The sequence below is a fragment of the Natronobeatus ordinarius genome, assembly GCF_024362485.1.
Lineage (GTDB): Archaea > Halobacteriota > Halobacteria > Halobacteriales > Natrialbaceae > Natronobeatus > Natronobeatus ordinarius.
This window is the reverse complement of record NZ_CP101456.1, coordinates 2,197,161-2,216,070: the sequence shown is the minus strand read 5'-3', so window position 1 is coordinate 2,216,070 and position 18,910 is coordinate 2,197,161. Positions and strand designations below refer to the sequence as shown.

Genomic DNA, 18,910 nt, shown 5'->3' with positions numbered 1-18,910 from the left:
TCATCCGCCGGGCCGGCGCCGCTCGCGCTCGATCGTCGTCACGTAGATCCCCGCGAGGACGACTAACCCGCCGACGATCGTGATCACGTCGGGAACCTCTTTGAGCAACACCAGCGCGAGGATCGTCGACCCGATCGGCTCGCCCAGCCAGGCGACACTCACCACGACGGACTCGAGGTGTTCTAACACCCAGTTAACGACGGTGTGACCGAAGACGCCGGGACCGACGGCCATCGCGAGAAAGAGTAGCCACTCTCGAGGTGGATACTCGAGGTAGGCGTGGCCCTGGGCACCGACGACGACGAACAGCGTCAGCACGCACGCGGTGTAGACGACGGTGACGTACGGGAACAGCGAGACGCGCTGGCGGATCGATCGGCCCGCGAGCACGTAGGCGGCGAGGGTGATCGCGCCGAGCAGCGCGAGGGAGTTGCCGTAGAGCGTGGCGTCGGAGATCGGCGCTTCGCCGGCGTCGCCGAAGGACATCGCCGCCGCCCCGACGATCGCGACGACGATGCCGATCACGGTCGCGCGGTTCACCCGCTCACTCAGCAGGAGGGCGGCGCCCGCAGCGACGAAGATGGGCTGGGTCTGAACCAGCGTCACGCTCGCGGCGACGCTCGTGTGATTGAGACTCTCGAACCAGGCGGCGAAGTGCACCGCGAGCGCGACGCCCGCGACGACGGCGAACCCCAGGTCCCGCATCGAGAGCCGGCGGAAGTCCTCGCGGTAGCGCCAGACCGCGATCGGGGCGACGAGCAACGTCGTGAACAGCACCCGATAGAGGGCGACCACCGAACTCGGGGCGTGACTCCAGCGGACGAGGATCGCGCTCGTACTCGAGGCCAGGATGGCGAACCCGAGCGCGGCGACGGGCGTCACCTCGAGCTCCGACGTCGTGTCCCCGTACACGTCGCTTCCATGACGCACGCGGCCTAAAGCAGTAGCGGATCCGGCACGCGAGGCCGACGCGCTCGAGCCGACGATTTTTTGATGGATGGCGCCAGCCACAGTCCATGGACGACGACACAGTCGGGGTCGCGCTCGTGATCCTTTCTGCGATCGGTTTCGGCACGCTCGGGATCTTCGGCGTGATCGCCGCCGAGGAGGGGCTGTCGATCCCGACGGTGCTTGCGCTCCGATTCGGCCTCGCGGCGATCGTCGTCTGGATCGTCCTCTGGTTGCGGGGCCGGTTTCGCCTCCTCACCGGCCGGCTGCTCGCGATCGCGTTCGCACTCGGCGCGTTCGGCTACGCCACCCAGAGCGGGCTCTACTTCCTCGGCCTCGAGTTCATGACTGCGGGGATGGTCGCCATCGTCCTCTACACCTACCCGGCGTTCGTCGTCTGCATCGTCGCCATCTTCCACCCGAGTCGGGTGACGACGGTGCTCCTCGTCGCCCTCGGGCTCTCGATCGGCGGCGTTGCCCTCATCACCGGCGCCGATCCCGCGGGCGCCGACCCACGGGGCGTCGCCGTCGTCCTCGGCGCCGCGCTCGCGTACTCGCTTTACATCGTCGTGAGCCAGCGGGCGCTGACGACGGTCGACGCCGAGCTCCTCACGGCGTTCGTCCTGCCCGCCGCGGCCGTGAGTTTCGTCGTCTTCGGCGCCGGCACGGGTTCGCTTGCGCTGCCGGGCAGCCTGACTGCGTGGGGCGTCACCCTCGCGATCGCGATCCTCGCCACCGTGATTCCCGTGCTCGCCTTCTTCGCGGGGATCGCGAAAATCGGTGCGAGCCGGGCGAGCATCATCAGCACGGCCGAGCCGGGTGTGACGGTCGCACTCGGTGCACTGGTACTCGGCGAGCCCGTCACGGCCGTGACGATCGTCGGCGGGGTGCTCGTCGTCACCGGCGTAATCCTCATCCAGCGTGAGGGGGCCTGAGCAATCGCTGTTCACCGGCAGCCGTCTGCTCGGTCACCGACAGCGTCATCGTCCCCGTCGGCGTCTCGGCCGGAATCGCACACGCAGACGTCAGTGCCGTCACCGACGCAGACGACCTTCTCACCGGCAGTCAGGGAGACGACAGTCCGCTCCTCGCCGGGCGATCGTGCCCGGTGGGCGAACAGTCGGTCGAGCGCCTCCGCATCGACGACCGTGTACAACGACTCGAGTGTCTGCGGATCGATGCCGTCGGCCGTCGCGAGCGCCTCGACGGTCGCCATCGACGGCGGGAGATTCCGTCCCGTCTCGGTGTTAACTCTGCACACAGGGGTCCGATTACAGACCGATAACAGGGAATTCGAACACATGTCACTCGAATACCATTAGTAGCATTTAACCGTTCTGGCCGCTCGGTGAACAGCCCCGTACTCGGACCGGCAGGATCCCCGCTGACGATTACGATATATGCAATGTAGAACCACACCACAAATCGGGCGACGAAACTGCGCCCACCAGTCGCTTCGGGCACCCGCTCGAAACGGGAGCCAGATCGGAGGATCACACGGAGCCGGACGGGAAAACCCACAGCATTTAGCACACCACGGCTGTAGCATCGGGCATGCCAGTGCCGAAAGACGAGTTCGAGCAGTTGTATCCGTGTGACTTCTACACCGCCGAAGACCTGCTCGAGGACGATCAGATGTACACCGTCTACGAGATCGCCCGTCTCCTTCAGGAACTCGACCCGGACGCCGAACTCGACGTGGAGACCGAGGAAATTCTGCTCGACTGGGCGATCCCGTGGATCATGACCAACGCCGACGATCTGGTCGTCGGCGAGCCGCGAACCGACGACGAACCCGGCTTTTACGGGCTGAAAACCGACCCCGAGTGACTACCCTTGTCGTCGACGCGGAAACGGCAGATCACAGCCGTTAATACCACCGGGTATAACAACCGAGTAATGGACCGACGAACGTTCGTTAGTACGCTCGGCAGCGGCGCGGCGCTTGGCCTCGCCGGCTGTCTCAGTCGCGACGACGGAACCGAGGACGGCGGTGCCGGCGAAACCGAGGACGACGGGACGCTCACCGTCGTCACGTACAGTTCGATGATCGACGGGACGAACCCCGCGGGTCCGTGGCTCAAGGAGGCGTTCGAGGACGAGCACCCGGACGCCGAACTCGAGTGGATACAGCTCCCCGACCAGGGAATCGCCCACTACGTCCAGCAGGCGAACGCGGGCCAGGGGATCGACGCCGACGTCTACCTCGGGCTGAACGTCGACGACCTCGTCACGGTCGACGACGGCCTCGACGGCGGCGACGGCGGGCTGTTCCGCGAACTCGACTTCGCGTCGGTCGAGCGAGCCGACCGCGTCCGCGACGGCCTCGAGATGGGCGATCCGCACGGGCGCGTGCTGCCCTACGACACGGGCTACATCTGCCTCGTCTACGACGAGAGCGAGGTCGACGAACCGGAGACGCTCGAGACGCTGACCGAACCCGCCTACGAGGACGTGCTGGTGACCCAGAACGCGCAGACCTCCGATCCCGGACAGGCGTTCCTCCTGTGGACGATCGACGCCTTCGGCGAGGGAGGCTACCTGGAGTACTGGCGCGAGCTCGGGGCCAACGGCGTCCGGATCCTCGACGACTGGACCGACTCGTACTACGGCGCGTACATGGAAGAAGAGCGCCCGATGGTCGTCTCTTACTCGACCGACCAGGTGTTCGCGAGTGCCGAGGGTCACGACCTGACGCGCCACCAGGTCGCGTTCCCGGACGACCAGGGGTACGCCAACCCCGAGGGCATGGCGATTTTCGAGGACGCCACGAACGTCGCGCTCGCCTACGACTTCTTCGACTTCGTGCTCTCGAGTGCGGCGCAGGCGGAGATCGCCCAGCGGAACGTCCAGTTCCCCGCGGTCGAGCCGGAGTACGCCGACCTGGACGAGGCGTTCGACCGGTACGCCCACGTACCGCCGGAGCCGGTGACGGTCGGTTACGACGACCTCCGCGAGAACCTCGACGGCTGGGTCGACGACTGGGCGCGCGAGTTCGCCAGCCGATAACGACGCCACCGTGTCACCGTCACCAGTCGCCCAGCCCGCCGTCCACCGCGGCTACGTCCGGCGGTGGCTCGAGCGCCACGCCCTGCGCGTGTCCGCGCTCGGGACGGCGGTCGTCCTCCTCGTGATGCTCTATGTCCCCGTCGGCGTCGTCTTCGCCAACGCCGTCGTCGAGGACGGTGTGCCAACGCTCGGTCACTTCGTCGACGTCCTGACCGATCCGTTCTACGTCGGCGCCCTCGCCGACGTGGTCGCGGAGCCGCTAGCGATCGGAACGCACCTCGGCTCGATCGCGGGCTGGCTCGCCGCCGTTTCGATCTCGCTATCGCTCGAGTACCCGATTCCCGGCGTGAAGGTCCCGGTTCCGTGGCTCGCCGTCGAGACGCCGGGCGTTCGGATGGGGCTGTTCGGCTTCACCGCCTATCAGGCCGCGCTGTCGACGGTCGCGAGCGTCGCGCTCGGGATTCCGGCTGCGTACGTCCTCGCGAACTACGAGTTCTCCGGCCGGCGAACCCTCCGATCCCTGACGATCCTCCCGTTCGTTCTGCCGGGAATCCTGGTCGCCGTCGGGTTCTACGCCACGTTCGGACGCGCGGGCACCCTCAACGGCCTGCTCGGCCTCGTCGGGCTCGGTCCGTACGCGTTCATCGAGTCGAACCCGCTCGCGATCGTGATCCTCGCACACGCGTTCTACAACGCGCCGCTGGTCGCCCGGCTCACCGTCACCGCCTGGGAGTCCGTCGACGCCAGGACGATCGAGACCGCCAGGTGTCTCGGGGCGAGCCAGCGACGGGCGTTCTGGGACGTCGTCGTTCCACAACTCGTCCCGGCCGTCCTCACCGGCGCCCTGCTGACGTTCATCTTTACGTTCATGACGTTCCCCATCGTGCTCGCCCTCGGCGGGCTGCAACTCGCGACCGTCGAGGTCTGGATCTACGATCGCATCCAGCGGCTGAACTACGCCGAGGCCGCCACGCTCGCGATCCTCGAGACGATCCTCTCGCTGGGGCTGACCTACGCCTACCTCCGCTACGAGTCGACCACCGCCGGCCTCGCTCGAGCGCCGTCGCCACCCCCGAGAGAGCCGTTGTTTCCTGACCTGCGGACGGCGCTCACGCCGACGCGACTCGCCGTCGTCGGCTACGGGCTCCTCGCGCTGGTCGTCTTCGTCGGCCCGATGGCGAGCCTCGTGGCGGGGAGTCTCACCGACGGCTCTGGCTTCACGCTCCGCCACTACGCGTTCTTGCTCGAGCGCCAGCTCGAGGGGGAGTCCTTCCAGACGCGTCCGTTGCCAGCCATCCGAAACTCGGTGCTCTTCGGGCTCGCGACGCTCGTCGTGGCAGTCCCGATGGGCGTCGTCGTCTCGGTAACGACGGTTCGCGCCGGCCGGTGGGGTCGGTTCGTCGACGCGCTCGCGATGCTCCCGCTCGCCGTCAGCGGCATCGTCTTCGGCATCGGGCTCGTGCAGGGGCTGGTCTTCGGGATTTCGCTGCCGGGTGGGTGGCGATTCCAGGTGACGGGAGCGGTCGCGATCGTCGTCGCCCACGCGGTCGCAGCCTACCCGTTCGTGACCCGAATCGTCTCGCCGTCTCTCTCGACCATCGACCCGGCGATGATCGAGTCCGCCCGCGCGCTCGGCGCCTCGCGGGTTCGGGCGCTAATCGACGTCGAACTCCCACTGATCAGGGGCGGAATCCTCGCTGGCGCGGCGTTTGCGTTCGCCATCTCGATCGGCGAGTTCTCGTCGACGGTGATTTTGGCGAGCGGGGGCGAAAGCTACACGATGCCGGTTGCCGTCGAACGCTACCTCGGTCGCCGATCCGGGCCCGCGACCGCGATGGGAACGCTCCTCTTGCTCGTCACCGCGACGAGTTTCGTCGTCATCGACCGCGTCAGTGCGACCGCGGACGCGAGCGTACGGACGAACGAGAACCCGAACGCGGATCGCGGGCACGAACGCGCACGGAAGACCTCGGAGGGGAACGAACCGTGACCGAACTCCGACTCGAGGGCGTCACGAAGCGATACGGACCGGCGGGGACCGGAACGGTCGCGCTCCGGGACATCGACCTGAGCGTTCGGGACGGTGAGTTCTTCACCCTCGTCAGCCCCTCCGGTTGCGGGATGACGACCACGCTCCGGACGATCGCCGGGTTCGAGGAGCCGACGGCGGGAACGGTCATGTTCGACGGCGTCGTAGAGACTCGCGACGGCGATCGGCCGTGGTTGACGTCGGCGACGCATCCTTCGAGGTGACGGCCGTTCCCGACGACGCGGATCGCGTCAGCGTGTGCGTCCGGGCGGCCGCGCTGTCACCCGCCGCCGAGCGCAACCGGTTCTCCGTCGCCGTCGAGACCAGCGAGTTCCACGGCGAACACCACCACGCGTACGGCCGGTGGAACGACAGGACGGTCGTCCTGCGACTCGAGGGGCCCCGACGGCGATGTCGCCGTGGGGTTCGCGCCGGAGGACGCACACGTTCTCCCGTCGCGGTGATGACGTGATTCGTACTGGCTGTTGTGTCCGTTTCACGAGAGAAGCGCAAGACGGTTCGCGGTTGCATCGGTACCGACTCACAACAGTCGTTCTCAGAGCTGTCGGGCCATCCGGGCCGCGAGTTCGACGTGGTCGTACGGCTCGTTCGTGACGCTCGGCCCGTGGCCCGTGTGGAGCTCTCGCAACTCGGAGTCGACCCGTCCGCGGACGCGGTCGATGCTCTCGATGAGCGTCGCGCGGTCACCCTCGGGGAGGTCGGTTCGGCCGAAGCCGCCGTTCTGGAAGATCAGATCGCCCGCAAAGAGGATCTCCGGCTCCGCGGCGTAAAAACAGAGGTGGTCGTCCTTGTGACCGGGCGTGTGCAAGGCGACGTACTCGTAATCGCCGAGTTCGACCGTCGCTTCGTCTTCGATCGCGTGGTCGACGCTCGCCTGCGCCGGATCGTACCCCCAGACGTCGATGTCGAAGGCGTCTTTCACCGCCGGAACGTTCCCCACGTGATCGGGGTGGGTGTGGGTCAACACGACGGCGTCGAGGCGCTCGACGCGGTCCTCGAGCGGCGCCACGACGTCGAAGTTCGCGCCGGTGTCGACCAGCACCGTTCGCTCACCGTGGACCAGGAAGGCGTTGCTCGTGAAGGTGTGGACACCCTGTGCGAGATTGGCGATCATGGACACCGGTACGGGGGGTCACGGTTTGTGCGTGTCGAAGCGGGCGTGATCGACCGCCGCCTGGTGACACAGGAGCAGCCGGGCCAGCTGCGCGTGGGTTTGGCCACGACGCTTTAGTGCGTCCCACACAATTTTGTCGCATGATCGCTCTTCGGGGTGGGACAGTAATCGACGCGACCGGAACACGACGCGCCGACGTCACCGTCGAAGACGGCCGCGTTACGGCCGTCGGCACCGAAACCGACGCAGCCGACCGCGAACTCGACGTCGACGGCCGATACGTGGTTCCAGGGCTCATCGACACGCACGTTCACCTCGCCATGGACGGTCGCCCCGACGTCTCGACGCTCCGGGGGGAACAGGGGTACGCGGGCGCGTACCGGGTCACGGCGAACCTCGAGACGCTGCTCGAGGCCGGCGTCACGACCGTCCGCGATCTCGGCAGCTGGGGATCGATGGCGATCGACGCCGCACGAGCCGTCGAGACCGGGGTCGTCGACGGCCCCCGGATCCTCGCCGCCGGCGAAGCGATTACCATGACCGGCGGCCACGGTCACTGGTTCGGCCGCGAGGCCGACGGCCCAGCCGAGGTCCGAAAAGCCGCTCGCGAACAGCTCAAACGCGGCGCCACCACGGTCAAATGCATGGCCACCGGCGGCGTCCTCACCACCGGCAGCCGAACCGGCGCACCCGAACTCACGCGCGAAGAACTCGAGGCGGCCGTCGGCGTCGCCCGCGCCGCGGGCGTTCCGACGGCCGCACACGCCCACGGGGTCGAGGGGATCGTCGCCGCCACCGAGGCGGGGATCGACAGCGTCGAACACGGGACGTTCATGGACGCCGACGCAGCGACGCGACTGGCCGACAACGGGACGTACTGGGTGCCGACGGCGAACGCCCTCTACGGCATCGTCGAGCACGGCACCGGCGCTGGCATCCCCGACGAGGCCGTCGCGAAAGCCGAAGCCGCGCTCGATCCCTACGCCGACGCCTTCGAACACGCCCTCGAAGCCGACGTCCCGATCGCCATGGGAACCGACGCCGGCACGCCGTTCAACGCCTTCGCCGACGTCCCGACCGAACTCGAACGACTCGTCGACCACGGCCTCTCGCCTGCGGCGGCGCTCGAGGCGGCGACCATCAACGGGGCGACGCTCCTGGGGCTCGAGGACGTCGGCCTCGTCGAACCCGGCTACTGCGCGGACCTGCTCGTCCTCGACTCGAATCCGCTCGAGGACGTGACGGCGTGGCAACGTCCGGAACACGTCGTTACAGACGGCGTGATAGTTCACTGATCCAGACTACGTTGCCTCCTATTCACAAGCTCTTTTAGCTCCGGCACGTACTGGTAGACGAATGCCTCGGTCGGTTCTGGTAGGACTCCTCGTCGTCGTGCTCGTCGTCGCCGCTGTCGGTGTGGGCGGATCGATTGCGGCCGATCCGTTCGAAGACTCGGACGCGGCGGACGGGCCTGCAATCGAAGAGGTAGACACCGACAGTTTCGAGAGCACCACGTTCGAGCTGACCGTCCACGAGAACGGAGACGCAACGTGGACCTCCCGGTACGAGCGCCAGCTCTCTCCCGGCGAGAGGGAGGCGTTCGAGGAGTTCGTCGAGGAGTTCGAAGCGAACGACGAGGTCGACCTCTACGTTCGCTTCACCGAACAGGCACACGCACTGACGGACCGAGGTGCTGACCACACCGGCCGCGAGATGGAGGCGGTCGATTTCAATCGCTCGGCGGGAATCGACTACCGGCCGAACCGCATGGGCTACGTCGAGATGTCGTTTACGTGGCGCGGGTTCGCCCCCGTCGACGACCACACCATCACCGTCGGCGACGTCTTCGCGGGCGGCCTCTTCATCGACGACGATCAGTCGTTCGTCATCCAGCCCGGAGACGGACTCACCTTCGTGACCGCCCAGCCCGACGGACAGTACAGCGGCACGGCCATCGAAGACGCCGACTCCATCTCCTGGAGCGGCCAGCGCGACTTCCCACCCGGACAGCCGCGGATCGTCCTTGAGCCGACGGATGGTGGTGGCGGCACCGACGCCATGACCTGGCTCGTCGTCGCCGGGCTGGTCGTCCTCGGGCTCGGTGCGGGAGTCGTCTGGCAGCACCGTTCCGATGGGACGACGGCGGACCCCCACGGCCGTAGCGACACCGAGACGACGGAGCAGCCGTCTGCCGTCACCGAGACGGGCGCCGAGTCGGGCGCGATCGGTGACGAAGAGCTGTTGACCGACGAGGACCGCGTCGTTGCCCTCATTCGCGAGAACGGCGGCCGAATGAAACAGGTCGCCATCGTCGACGAAACCGGCTGGTCGAAATCCAAGGTCAGTATGCTCCTCTCGGACATGGAAGAAGACGAAACCATTAGCAAGCTTCGCGTCGGCCGCGAGAACATCATCAGCCTCGACGGTCACGAACCCGAGGCGGCCCGTTCCCCGTTCGAGCGCTAAGCTGTCGGCTCGGCCGTGTCATTTGCGGGCACGCAAGCGTCGAAACGTAACCCTTAAACATCGTTCCACGCAACCTTAGAGTGCGGACAACGAGACGAACGCGCTCCGTTGGTGTAGTCCGGCCAATCATATTGCCCTCTCACGGCAATGACCAGGGTTCGAATCCCTGACGGAGCACTTCTCCCCGCCACATTTTCGTGATGTTCACCGTAAACTGATCAGCGGAAAACTATAACCTGACGCCGTATGGCGATTCACCACGACCCAGTGAAGCGGGAACTCTTGGACACGAACCGTCCGCCAGTTCCCGCTTCAGCTTCCCAGGTCTCCCGGTTGAAGTCGGTGCAGTCCAGCGATTCGCCACGTGAAAATCTGTTCGAGGGCGTCAAGGTCAAGCAGTACCCAGTCGTCGGTGAGGTCGTCGGCGAGGTCGTTGACGAATCCACTTTTCGAGCTAGCAGGCGTGACCGGGCGACGTGTACGCTGTTTCTAGCGATTCGAGTTCGCCGTCCCGGTCGTAGAAGGTCATACGTTGCCTAATCAGTACTACGATACTGACCTGTGCGTTTTGGGCGCGTAGATCGTTGCTGCTCGCCACGGCGACCGATCATCCGAACCGGTCGACGAGACGTGCCCCCTCCACGTAGTGGACACCGTTCTGGTCCGCGTACGTCTTCGCGGAGGCTGGCGAGCGTGCCCGTCCCGTCTCGTCGTCGAGCATCTCACAGACGACCACAGCCGGCGGCAGCTCCGCCGCCACCGCCAGCGCCACTCCGAGTTCCGTGTGTCCCTGCCGGTCGGCCAGCAGGTCGGGGGCTGCACGCAGCAGGTGGACGTGGCCGGGTGTTCGGAACGTTTTGGCGAACTCGAGCGTCTCCGGGGCTGCGGCGGCTGTCCCGATGGTGGCGATGGTGCGCGCACGGTCTTCGTCGGTGACGCCCGTGTGGGTGTCACGGTGGTTCACCGTGAGCGAGAACGACGAGCGCTCGTCGTACTCGAGGTCGTGATTCGCCGTCGCGGGGTGGTCGAGCGTCTCGTGGAGGAACGGCAGTCTCCAGTGTCGGGCCACGCGGTCAGCGACGGCCACGCAGATGAGGCCGCCGGCGTCGTTGCGCAGCCGGGTGACGATGGCGGGCGTGACGGCTCGTGCCGGATAGACGAGATCCGTCTCGCCCTCCCGGTCCGAGGCGTCGTGAATCAACACCGGACTACCCGCTCGAAAGGCCGCAATCACGTCGTCAACGGGGACCGACGGTCCGTGGTCGTTCTCGAACACGGCTGGGAGCGGTCGTGATCGTTCCGAGAGCGGTGGGTCGGTACCGTGTTCGAGGCGCTTCATGGTTCGGGTTCGATGTTCTGGTTCACGTGGAAGAAGTTATCCGGGTCGTACTTCGCTTTGATTTTCCGCAGTCGTTCGTAGTTATCGGCGTAGGTGGCACGGATACGGTCCTCGCCTTCTTCCATCATGAAGTTGACGTACGAGCCGCCGGCCGTGTGGGGGTGGACTGCCTCCCAGTAGTCCTCGGCCCAGCTCGTGATCAGGTCCTCGTTGGCGGGATCGGGGTCCACGCCGGCGATGACCATCGACCAGGTCGCGTCACGATGCGCCCAGGCGGTTTCGTCCGCATCCACGCGCTGGGCGGCGCCGTCGATGGGGTAGAGGTGCATCGTCGATTTGGCCGTCGGAACCTCGGCGAAGCGCTCGTGTTCGGCGATGGCCTCGTCGGACAGTTCGCGGACGAAATCGCCCTTCCAGTACCACTGTTCGTCCGACGGGTACAGGTCGTCGAACAGGCTCTGGAGGGCCGGATACGGCATCGGCTCGACGTGTTCGAACAGCGGGTCGGCGACGTCTCGAGCCGATTGGATCACGTCGTCGGCCTCGGCTTCCGATCCCAGACAGCACCACAGCAGCCCGCAGACCTTCTCGCCGTGGATATCCTCGGGGAACGGATCACCCGGGATTTCGTGGATCGCGTAGAACGCGTAGACGTCCTCGGGTGCTTCCGGCAGCCACTCGCGGTACCAGCGCATCGTGGTCTCGAGTTCGTCGATCGGCCAGAACAGCGGTCCGGCGACGACCGTCTCGACCGGGTGTAACTGAAACTCGAACGAGGTGACGACGCCGAAGTTCCCGCCGCCGCCGCGCAGGGCCCAGAACAGGTCCGGATTCTCGTCCGCGCTCGCGTGGACGAGCTGTCCATTAGCCAGGACGACGTCGGCGCTCACCAGGTTGTCGATGGTGAGCCCGTGTTTGCGGCTCAGATAGCCGTGCCCGCCGCCGAGGGTCAGCCCGCCGACGCCGGTCGTCGAGATGACCCCGCTGACCGTCGCCAGGCCGAAGGCGTGCGTGGCGTGATCGACGTCACCCCAGGTGCAGCCGGGTTCGACGTGGACGGTCTTCGCCTCGGGATCGACGCGGATGCCGGTCATGGGCGACAGGTCGATGACCAGGCCGTCGTCGACGGTTCCCAGACCGGCACCGTTGTGACCACCGCTGCAGATCGCCGTCTCGAGACTGTGTTCGCACCCGAACGTTACGGCTTCGATCACGTCCGCGACGTTTGCACACCGGGCGATCAGCCGCGGGTGCGAATCGATCATCGCGTTGTAGACGGCGCGCGCGTCGTCGAATTCGGGGTCGCCGGCGTGGAGGAGGTTGCCTCGAAGCGCCCCCTCGAACAGTTCTATCTCCGCGTCAACGTCTGTAGGTGCTGTTGCCATGGTTTCAGTCCTCCTTCTCTCGTTTGGAGAACGGGTATAGCTCGGCAATACGTGTGAACCGTCGTCACCAAGCGCAATGTTAGCTACTACCACAGACATGAGGTAGCTACCTGCTGCCGATTCGGCAGTGGGCGCTGTTGACGCAGCCGTTGCAAAACTACCAGCAGTTGCAACCGGAGGGCTGTCCACCATGTGGAGCCCGCACGGACGAGGTGCGCTCAGGCTCCAGATCGGTTTCAGTTGAAAGTCGGTGCGTTTTCACCGCTCGCGCCCGCACCTCGAGTCATGAGCGAGTTCGAGAGCCCGGTGCTCGACAACCACATCCACATCGATCCCGACCACGGCCGCGGGCTCGAGGCCGTCGAAGACTTCGCCCGCGCGGGAGGGACGCACCTGATCGTGATCAACAAGCCCTCCTGGCATCTCGGCGTCGAGGCCGACGCGGGTGAGGACTTCCGTCCCGTTTTCGAACGAACGCTCGAGATCGTCGCGGAGGCGACCGAGCTGCTCGAGGGACGCGCCTGGGCGTGCCTGGGCGTTCACCCCGGCTGTATCTCACAGCTGATCGGGGGGCACGGCTACAATCCGCAGGAGGCGAGCGAGATCATGCGAGGGGGAATCGACGTCGCCGCCGAGTACGCCGATCGCGAGGACGTGCTGGGGCTGAAGTCCGGACGACCCCACTGGGACGCCCCCGACGACGTCTGGGAGGCCTCGAACGCCGTCATGCGCCGGGCGTTCGAACTGGCGGCCGAGCGCGACTGTGCCGTGCAGCTCCACGCCGAGGACACCGAGGACATGAGCGAGGTGGCCGAGTGGGCCGAGGCGGCCGGACTGCCCGCCCACCGGGTGATCAAGCACTTCGCTCGCGGAACGCTCGAGGGGCCAATTCCGAGCGTGACGAGCCGGGAGGACGAGCTCAGGGTGGCGGCCGAACGCGGCGCACCGTTCCTCATGGAGACGGACTTCATCGACGACCCCGACCGCCCGGGGGCAGTGCTGGGACCGAAGACCGTCCCGAAGCGCGTCTCGTGGCTGCTCGAGGAAGGGTACGCCGGGGCCGTCCACAACGCCCACGTCGAGACGCCGGCACTTGCCTACGGGATCGACACCGAGGCGACACTCGAGTAGCCGCGAGAAAAGCCCCGCCGCAAGCGGTCGAGACGCGAACGGTACGCAGACGGCCTTAACGGCATCGATTTCGGCCGACGTTTTCCGTTTCGCACAGGTAGAGAAAGGCATTTCAAGCGGCCGGTGTAGGTTGCAGTATGAGCAATCCCCCCACCGAGTACTACTCGGAGGAACGCTGGCAGAACTGGATCGACCGCATCAAGGACGAGGAGATCGATCCAGAGGACGAGTCTTCGGCGCGGCTGCTGTTGAATTTACAGGACGACACCGCGATCGCGATCGCGAAGATCGTCGCCGCCTACGACGACGGGGAGCTCGACCAGGACGGCGCGCTCGAGGAGCTCGCCGAGGTTCGGGAGATCGTCCTCTCGGAAGTCGACATCGACGACGAGGAGAAACGGCTGCTCGTCGACGGTGTCCAGACGAGTCTCGTTTGCGTCTTCTTCGCCGCAGAGGAGTACGTCGTCGGTGGCTCCGCCGAGGAAGGGAGCGTGACCGACTATCTCGGCGCGGCAGTCGACGCCGAAGCCGAAGAGGACTTAGACGCCGCCCTCGGCTACGCCGCCCAGGCAGGCACGCGGATCATCGACGGCGAGGAGCTCGACATCGCGGTGGTCGAAGAGCTCGAGTACGGACTCGTCACGGAGTGGATCAACGGCCTCGACAGCCTCCAGAGCGCGATGAGCGACCCGGAGGTCGTCGAAGAGGACGAGTAGAACGGGGGTTTTTCGGACTCGTCGTCGAGCGCACTAACCGCCCGATAGGGACGAGTACGAAGATCGATCCCGAAGCGTGTGACACCGACTGTCTGCTGCACACCGTCACGGTGACGTGACGTCCGCTTGACTGGTGGCGGAAGGTATTTCGACGTTCGTCGAACTGTCGAACGACAATATCTTGTATCAGCGGCCTCACCTAGCAGCTATGACAGCTGTCGGAATCGATGCGATCGAGGTCTGGACCGGCAATCTCAAACTCGATCTTCCGGGAACGTTCGCCCCACAGAAGGGCGAGGATCCCGAGAAGTACACGAAGGGACTGGGTCTGAACGCCAGTTCGTTTCCCGACAGTTACGAGGACATCGTCACGATGGGCGCGAACGCCGCCTATCGACTGATGGACCGAAAGGGCCTAGAGCCCAAGGATATCGGCCGAATCGACGTCGCGACCGAGAGCGCCTTCGACAACTCGAAACCGGTTTCGACGTACGTCGCAGGCTGTCTCGAGGGCGTGTTCGACGGCGACTTCCACCACGCGAACAAAGGCGAGCGCAAGTTCGCGTGTATCGCGGGCACCCAGAGCCTCGACGACGCGTGCAACTGGATCCGTGCGGGACGCAATCGTGGTCGCGGGGCGCTCGTGATCGCGACGGACACGGCGCTGTACGCCCGCGGCGACGCCGGGGAGGCGACGCAGGGTGCGGGCGCGGTCGCGATGTACATCACCGAAAACCCGTCGCTGGTCGAACTCTCGACCGAGCAGGGCTACGGTTCGGCCGACGAGACTGACTTTCTCAAACCGAACCAGCAGTTCCCGAGCGTCGACGGCAAGCGCTCGGTACAGGTCTACCTCGCGCGGATGCGCGAGGCGCTCGAGGACTACGAGAGCGTCGCTGGCGACGTCCACCCCGACGACATCGCGTTCATCCCGTTCCACACGCCGTTCCCGGGGATGGTCCGGAAAGCTGGCATGCTCGGCTATCGTCACATCACGCGCGATACCGCCATCGAGGACGACCTGGCGGCGGAGATCGGTCGCCAGCCCCGCGAGGAGGCCTTCGACGACGAAGCGGCCTACCACGACGCGCTCCGGGAGTACATGAGCGCACTCAAGGGCACCGACCGGTACGCCGACTGGTACGGCTCGACGATCGATCCGACGCTCACGCTCTCCCGGGAGGTCGGCAACTGGTACACCGGGTCGGTCCACCTCGCCCGCGTGAGCGCGCTGAAACACGGCCTCGAGAACGAGCTCGAGCTGGCCGGCGAGCGGGTGCTCGTCGGCTCCTACGGCAGCGGTGCACAGGCTGAGATCCACGCCGAGACGATCCAGGACGGCTGGCGCGAAGAGATTGCAGCCCTGAATATCGACGAGCAGCTCGCCTCGCGGTACGAACTCACCTGGGCGGATTACGAGGAGATCCACGACGCTCACAACCACGATATGGACGTCGACATCGAGCCGCGAACGACGCCCGAAGCGGAGTTCGTCTTCGACGGCTGGGGGCCGATGGGCGAACGCAAGTACCGATTCGTCGACTAATCGTTCAGTTTCGAACCCCCCGAATCGGTCCATCCAGGAGAATCGACTCCAAAAGGGGTGCGTTCATAACCTTTTACTCACAAGTAGCGAACAGCGTGTCTCGGAACGAAACGCACGGCCGATCACGGGCGGCGGCGATCGCGTACCCTCCGGGACAGAAACCTCACTACTACCATGCACGGATCACGGACGACGGGGAGTCCGTACGCTCCCCACACGGACGACGAAACCGCGGCGATGCTCGAGGAACTCGGCGCCGACTCGGTGGACGACCTCTTCGACATCCCCACAGCGGTACGATTCGACGACGAGTTCGGCATCGAAGCGCGAACCGAGCGCGAGGCGCGTGCGCTGGTCGAATCGATCCTCGAGAGCAACGACGACCTCACGGAGCTGCTCGGTAGGGGGCACTACGGCTACTACGTCCCCTCGCTGGTCGACCACCTGGCGGACCGTTCGGAGTATCTGACCTCCTACACGCAGTACCAGCCCGAAGTGTCTCAGGGCTTCCTCCAGGCGCTGTTCGAGTACCAGTCGATGCTCGTCGAACTCACGGGACTCGAGATCGCCAACTGCTCGATGTACGACGCGGCGACGGCGCTGGGCGAGGCGGCGACGCTCGCCGACCGTCTCCGGCACACGAGCGGCCACCGCGTGCTCGTCCCCGACCTCTTACTCGAGGGGCGACGGAGCACGCTCGAGAACTACGTCGCCGGTACGGAGCTCGTCGTCGAGGAGTATCCGACCGAGGACGCGGCGGTCGACGTCGACGCGCTGACCGACCGGGTCGACGAGGACGTCGTGATGGTCTACGCCGAGAACCCGACCGTTCGCGGCACGATCGAGGAGAACCTCGCGGCGATCGGTGAGCTCGCCGACGACGCCGACGCGCTGTTCGTCCTCGGCTCCGACCCCGTCGCGCTGTCGCTGCTCCAGCGGCCCGCCGACGTCGGCGCGGACGTCGTCGTCGGTGACGCGAGCGTGCTCGGGCTGCCGACGAGCTACGGGATGGGGCTCGGCCTCTTCGCCACCCGCGAGGCGTACCTCCGACAGGTTCCCGGCCGCCTCGTCGGCGTGAGCGAGGACGCGACCGACCGGCGGGCGTTCACGCTTACCCTGCAAACGCGCGAACAGCACATCCGCCGTGAGCGCGCGACGAGCAACATCTGCACGAACCAGGCGTGGGTCGCCCTCCGAACGGCGATGCACGTCGCCTGTCTCGGCGCGTCGGGACTCGTCGACCTCGCGAAGCGCGACGTCACACGCGCAGAGGAGCTTGCACGACGGGTCGACGAGATCGTCGGCGTCAAGGCACCCGTCCACGACCGTCGGCACTTCCGGGAGTTCGTCGCCCACGTCGACCAGCCCGCGCAGGCGGTCGCGGACGACCTCGAGGAACGCGGCTTCGCGGTGCACGTCGTCGGCGAGCACGAGATTCAACTCTGCATCGCGGGCGTCTCAGATGCGACGCTGGACGAGTTCGTGGAGGTCTTCGAGGAGGTGGCACCATGACGCGAGAAGGCACCAGGTACGACCAGGCGCGGTGGACGAACGACGGCCAGTACGAACCGTTGCTCTCGGAGAAGGACCGAACGCGCGTCGAGATCGACGGCGACGACTCGCCGCTCCCGGACGAGCTCACGCGCGACGCTCTCGAGCTGCCCGAACTCTCCGAGCCGGAGCTCGCGCGCCACTACACCCGGCTCTCGCAGATGGTGTACGGTATCGACAGCGGTCCGTACCCGCTCGGATCGTGTACGATGAAGTACAACCCCAAGTTCACCGAGGACGTCGCGGCCCTCCCCTCGGCGGCCGTCCACCCGGATCGCTCGGCGGCGTCGATCCAGGGAACGCTCGAGCTCATGTATCGGCTGCAGGACTACCTCGGCCGGATCGGCGGCATGGACGCCGTGACGCTCCAGCCACCGGCCGGTGCGGCGGGCGAGTTCGTCGGCGTCCGCGTCGCGGCGGCCTACCACGAACACAACGGCGAGGGCCACCGCGACGAGGTGATCATCCCCGAGAGCGCCCACGGAACGAACTTCGCGACCGCAGCGCTGGCCGGTTACGACGTCGTCTCGATGCCGAGCGACGACGAGGGCCGCGTCGACCTCGAGGCGCTCGAGGCTGCCCTCTCTTCTAACACCGCCGCGCTGATGCTCACGAACCCCAACACGCTCGGGCTGTTCGAGCGGGACATCATCGAAATCGCCGAGATGGTTCACGACGTCGGCGGGCTGCTCTATTACGACGGCGCGAACCTGAACGCGCTGCTCGGGCGCGCTCGTCCAGGCGACATGGGCTTCGACGTGATGCACTACAACGTCCACAAGACGTTCGCGACGCCTCACGGCGGGGGCGGTCCCGGGGCCGGCCCGGTCGGCGTCGCCGAGGAACTCGAGCCGTTCCTGCCGTCACCCCGCGTCCGCGAGACCGGAGACGACAGCGAGAACGCCTACGAGCTGTTCGAGCCCGAACATACTATCGGTCACGTCCACGGCTTCCAGGGTAACTGGCTCGTGCTCGTGAAGACGTTCGCCTACATCGCCCGGCTCGGAGACGAGGGGCTCACCGATGCCAGCGCGAAGGCCGTCCTCAACGCGAACTACCTCGCGAGCCAGATCGAGTACGACGTTCCCTACGGCCCGTTCCACCACGAGTTCGTCGCCAGCGCGGGCGACCAGGACGCCGCCGACGTCGCCAAGCGCATGCTCGATTACGGCGTCCACCCGCCGACGACCAAGTGGCCCGAGATCGTCCCCGAGGCGCTGATGACCGAGCCGACGGAGGTCGAAAGCAGGGAGACGCTCGACCAGCTCGCCGCGGCGTTCAACGCCGTCGTCGACGAGGACGACGAGACGCTCGAGGCCGCACCCAGCCGGACGTCGGCCCGGCGCATCGACCAGACGAGCGCCGCGCGAAACCCTCGGCTGTCCTGGCACGCGCTCGAAGAGGAGACGGCGACGGATTCGTCGCGTACGCCATAATCTGGGCCTTCTCAACCCCACGAACGACGATCCAGTTCCGTTCGCGATCTCGACCTTGCCCACGCGCGTATCGGCCGGAGTGATCGTCTGTCTGTAAACCATTATGTCGTGTATGGCGACGTGCCAATCGCCGGCGTCGACGTCGAGTTTCGTGACTCGGACGAGGGTAACGCCAGATCCCGGATCGTCAGTCACAACGGACGGCGAGCGGTGAGCGAC

Annotated in this window: 17 protein-coding genes, 1 tRNA gene and 1 pseudogene; 14 read left to right on the top strand and 5 right to left on the bottom strand. The window is 66.3% G+C overall.

The genetic code is table 11. From position 1 onward, the window contains the following. Nucleotides 1–912 carry a DMT family transporter gene (locus NMQ09_RS11405; RefSeq protein WP_255190704.1) on the bottom strand — a complete coding sequence of 304 codons (912 nt, stop codon included), beginning with the start codon at nucleotides 910–912 and terminating at the stop codon, nucleotides 1–3. Nucleotides 913–1,016: 104 nt separating this feature from the next. On the opposite strand from NMQ09_RS11405, the gene NMQ09_RS11400 reads away from it, so the two are divergent. Continuing rightward, nucleotides 1,017–1,883: a DMT family transporter gene (locus tag NMQ09_RS11400; protein ID WP_255190703.1), complete on the top strand. Its 867-nt coding sequence runs from the start codon at nucleotides 1,017–1,019 to the stop codon at nucleotides 1,881–1,883. 11 nt (nucleotides 1,884–1,894) lie between these two features. Here the strand turns inward: NMQ09_RS11400 and NMQ09_RS11395 are convergent, their stop codons facing one another. After that, on the bottom strand, nucleotides 1,895–2,164 hold the full coding sequence (locus NMQ09_RS11395; protein ID WP_255190702.1) for a HalOD1 output domain-containing protein: 270 nt from the start codon (nucleotides 2,162–2,164) through the stop codon (nucleotides 1,895–1,897). Nucleotides 2,165–2,502: 338 nt separating this feature from the next. Between NMQ09_RS11395 and NMQ09_RS11390 the strand changes: the two genes are divergently transcribed. The 5 genes and pseudogenes from NMQ09_RS11390 (at nucleotide 2,503) to NMQ09_RS11370 (ending at nucleotide 6,458) form a co-directional block, all read left to right on the top strand. Further along, the gene (locus tag NMQ09_RS11390; protein ID WP_255190701.1) at nucleotides 2,503–2,778 is read left to right on the top strand and encodes a DUF5827 family protein; all 276 of its coding nucleotides are present in this window, start codon (nucleotides 2,503–2,505) and stop codon (nucleotides 2,776–2,778) included. Between the two features lie 69 nt (nucleotides 2,779–2,847). Then, nucleotides 2,848–3,957 carry a thiamine ABC transporter substrate-binding protein gene (locus NMQ09_RS11385; protein WP_255190700.1) on the top strand — a complete coding sequence of 370 codons (1,110 nt, stop codon included), beginning with the start codon at nucleotides 2,848–2,850 and terminating at the stop codon, nucleotides 3,955–3,957. Between the two features lie 10 nt (nucleotides 3,958–3,967). Further along, nucleotides 3,968–5,947: an ABC transporter permease gene (locus tag NMQ09_RS11380; protein WP_255190699.1), complete on the top strand. Its 1,980-nt coding sequence runs from the start codon at nucleotides 3,968–3,970 to the stop codon at nucleotides 5,945–5,947. Continuing rightward, nucleotides 5,944–6,147 (top strand): annotated as a pseudogene (locus NMQ09_RS11375) (ATP-binding cassette domain-containing protein); the annotation flags it as partial. The gene NMQ09_RS11380 and the pseudogene NMQ09_RS11375, both read left to right, overlap by 4 nt. A gap of 29 nt (nucleotides 6,148–6,176) precedes the next feature. Next, nucleotides 6,177–6,458, top strand: coding sequence for a hypothetical protein (locus NMQ09_RS11370; protein WP_255190698.1), 282 nt, complete (start codon nucleotides 6,177–6,179; stop codon nucleotides 6,456–6,458). Between the two features lie 84 nt (nucleotides 6,459–6,542). Here NMQ09_RS11370 and NMQ09_RS11365 read toward each other — a convergent pair whose 3' ends face one another. Beyond that, entirely contained in the window at nucleotides 6,543–7,121 is a 579-nt protein-coding gene (locus NMQ09_RS11365) for an MBL fold metallo-hydrolase (protein ID WP_255190697.1), read from the bottom strand. A gap of 140 nt (nucleotides 7,122–7,261) precedes the next feature. On the opposite strand from NMQ09_RS11365, the gene NMQ09_RS11360 reads away from it, so the two are divergent. The 3 genes from NMQ09_RS11360 (at nucleotide 7,262) to NMQ09_RS11350 (ending at nucleotide 9,764) form a co-directional block, all read left to right on the top strand. Beyond that, on the top strand, nucleotides 7,262–8,416 hold the full coding sequence (locus NMQ09_RS11360; protein ID WP_255190696.1) for a metal-dependent hydrolase family protein: 1,155 nt from the start codon (nucleotides 7,262–7,264) through the stop codon (nucleotides 8,414–8,416). 61 nt (nucleotides 8,417–8,477) lie between these two features. Next, the gene (locus NMQ09_RS11355) at nucleotides 8,478–9,587 is read left to right on the top strand and encodes a helix-turn-helix transcriptional regulator (protein ID WP_255190695.1); all 1,110 of its coding nucleotides are present in this window, start codon (nucleotides 8,478–8,480) and stop codon (nucleotides 9,585–9,587) included. A gap of 102 nt (nucleotides 9,588–9,689) precedes the next feature. Continuing rightward, nucleotides 9,690–9,764, top strand: a tRNA-Glu gene (locus NMQ09_RS11350). A 430-nt stretch (nucleotides 9,765–10,194) separates the two neighbouring features. Here the strand turns inward: NMQ09_RS11350 and ribB are convergent. After that, entirely contained in the window at nucleotides 10,195–10,926 is a 732-nt protein-coding gene (gene ribB, locus NMQ09_RS11345) for a 3,4-dihydroxy-2-butanone-4-phosphate synthase (RefSeq protein ID WP_255190694.1), read from the bottom strand. Beyond that, nucleotides 10,923–12,311: an FAD-binding oxidoreductase gene (locus tag NMQ09_RS11340; RefSeq protein ID WP_255190693.1), complete on the bottom strand. Its 1,389-nt coding sequence runs from the start codon at nucleotides 12,309–12,311 to the stop codon at nucleotides 10,923–10,925. The genes ribB and NMQ09_RS11340 overlap by 4 nt, the downstream gene beginning before the upstream one ends. A 285-nt stretch (nucleotides 12,312–12,596) precedes the next feature. On the opposite strand from NMQ09_RS11340, the gene NMQ09_RS11335 reads away from it, so the two are divergent. The 5 genes from NMQ09_RS11335 (at nucleotide 12,597) to gcvPB (ending at nucleotide 18,691) form a co-directional block, all read left to right on the top strand. Beyond that, nucleotides 12,597–13,442 (top strand): TatD family hydrolase, encoded by an 846-nt coding sequence (locus NMQ09_RS11335; protein WP_255190692.1) that lies wholly within the window; start codon nucleotides 12,597–12,599, stop codon nucleotides 13,440–13,442. Between the two features lie 137 nt (nucleotides 13,443–13,579). Further along, on the top strand, nucleotides 13,580–14,158 hold the full coding sequence (locus tag NMQ09_RS11330) for a DUF2150 family protein (RefSeq protein ID WP_255190691.1): 579 nt from the start codon (nucleotides 13,580–13,582) through the stop codon (nucleotides 14,156–14,158). Nucleotides 14,159–14,366: 208 nt separating this feature from the next. Beyond that, entirely contained in the window at nucleotides 14,367–15,704 is a 1,338-nt protein-coding gene (gene hmgB / locus NMQ09_RS11325; protein ID WP_255190690.1) for a hydroxymethylglutaryl-CoA synthase, read from the top strand. A 174-nt stretch (nucleotides 15,705–15,878) separates the two neighbouring features. Continuing rightward, nucleotides 15,879–17,216, top strand: coding sequence for an aminomethyl-transferring glycine dehydrogenase subunit GcvPA (gcvPA, locus tag NMQ09_RS11320; protein WP_255190689.1), 1,338 nt, complete (start codon nucleotides 15,879–15,881; stop codon nucleotides 17,214–17,216). After that, nucleotides 17,213–18,691 (top strand): aminomethyl-transferring glycine dehydrogenase subunit GcvPB, encoded by a 1,479-nt coding sequence (gcvPB, locus tag NMQ09_RS11315; protein WP_255190688.1) that lies wholly within the window; start codon nucleotides 17,213–17,215, stop codon nucleotides 18,689–18,691. The genes gcvPA and gcvPB overlap by 4 nt, the downstream gene beginning before the upstream one ends. Nucleotides 18,692–18,910: the final 219 nt, after the last annotated feature.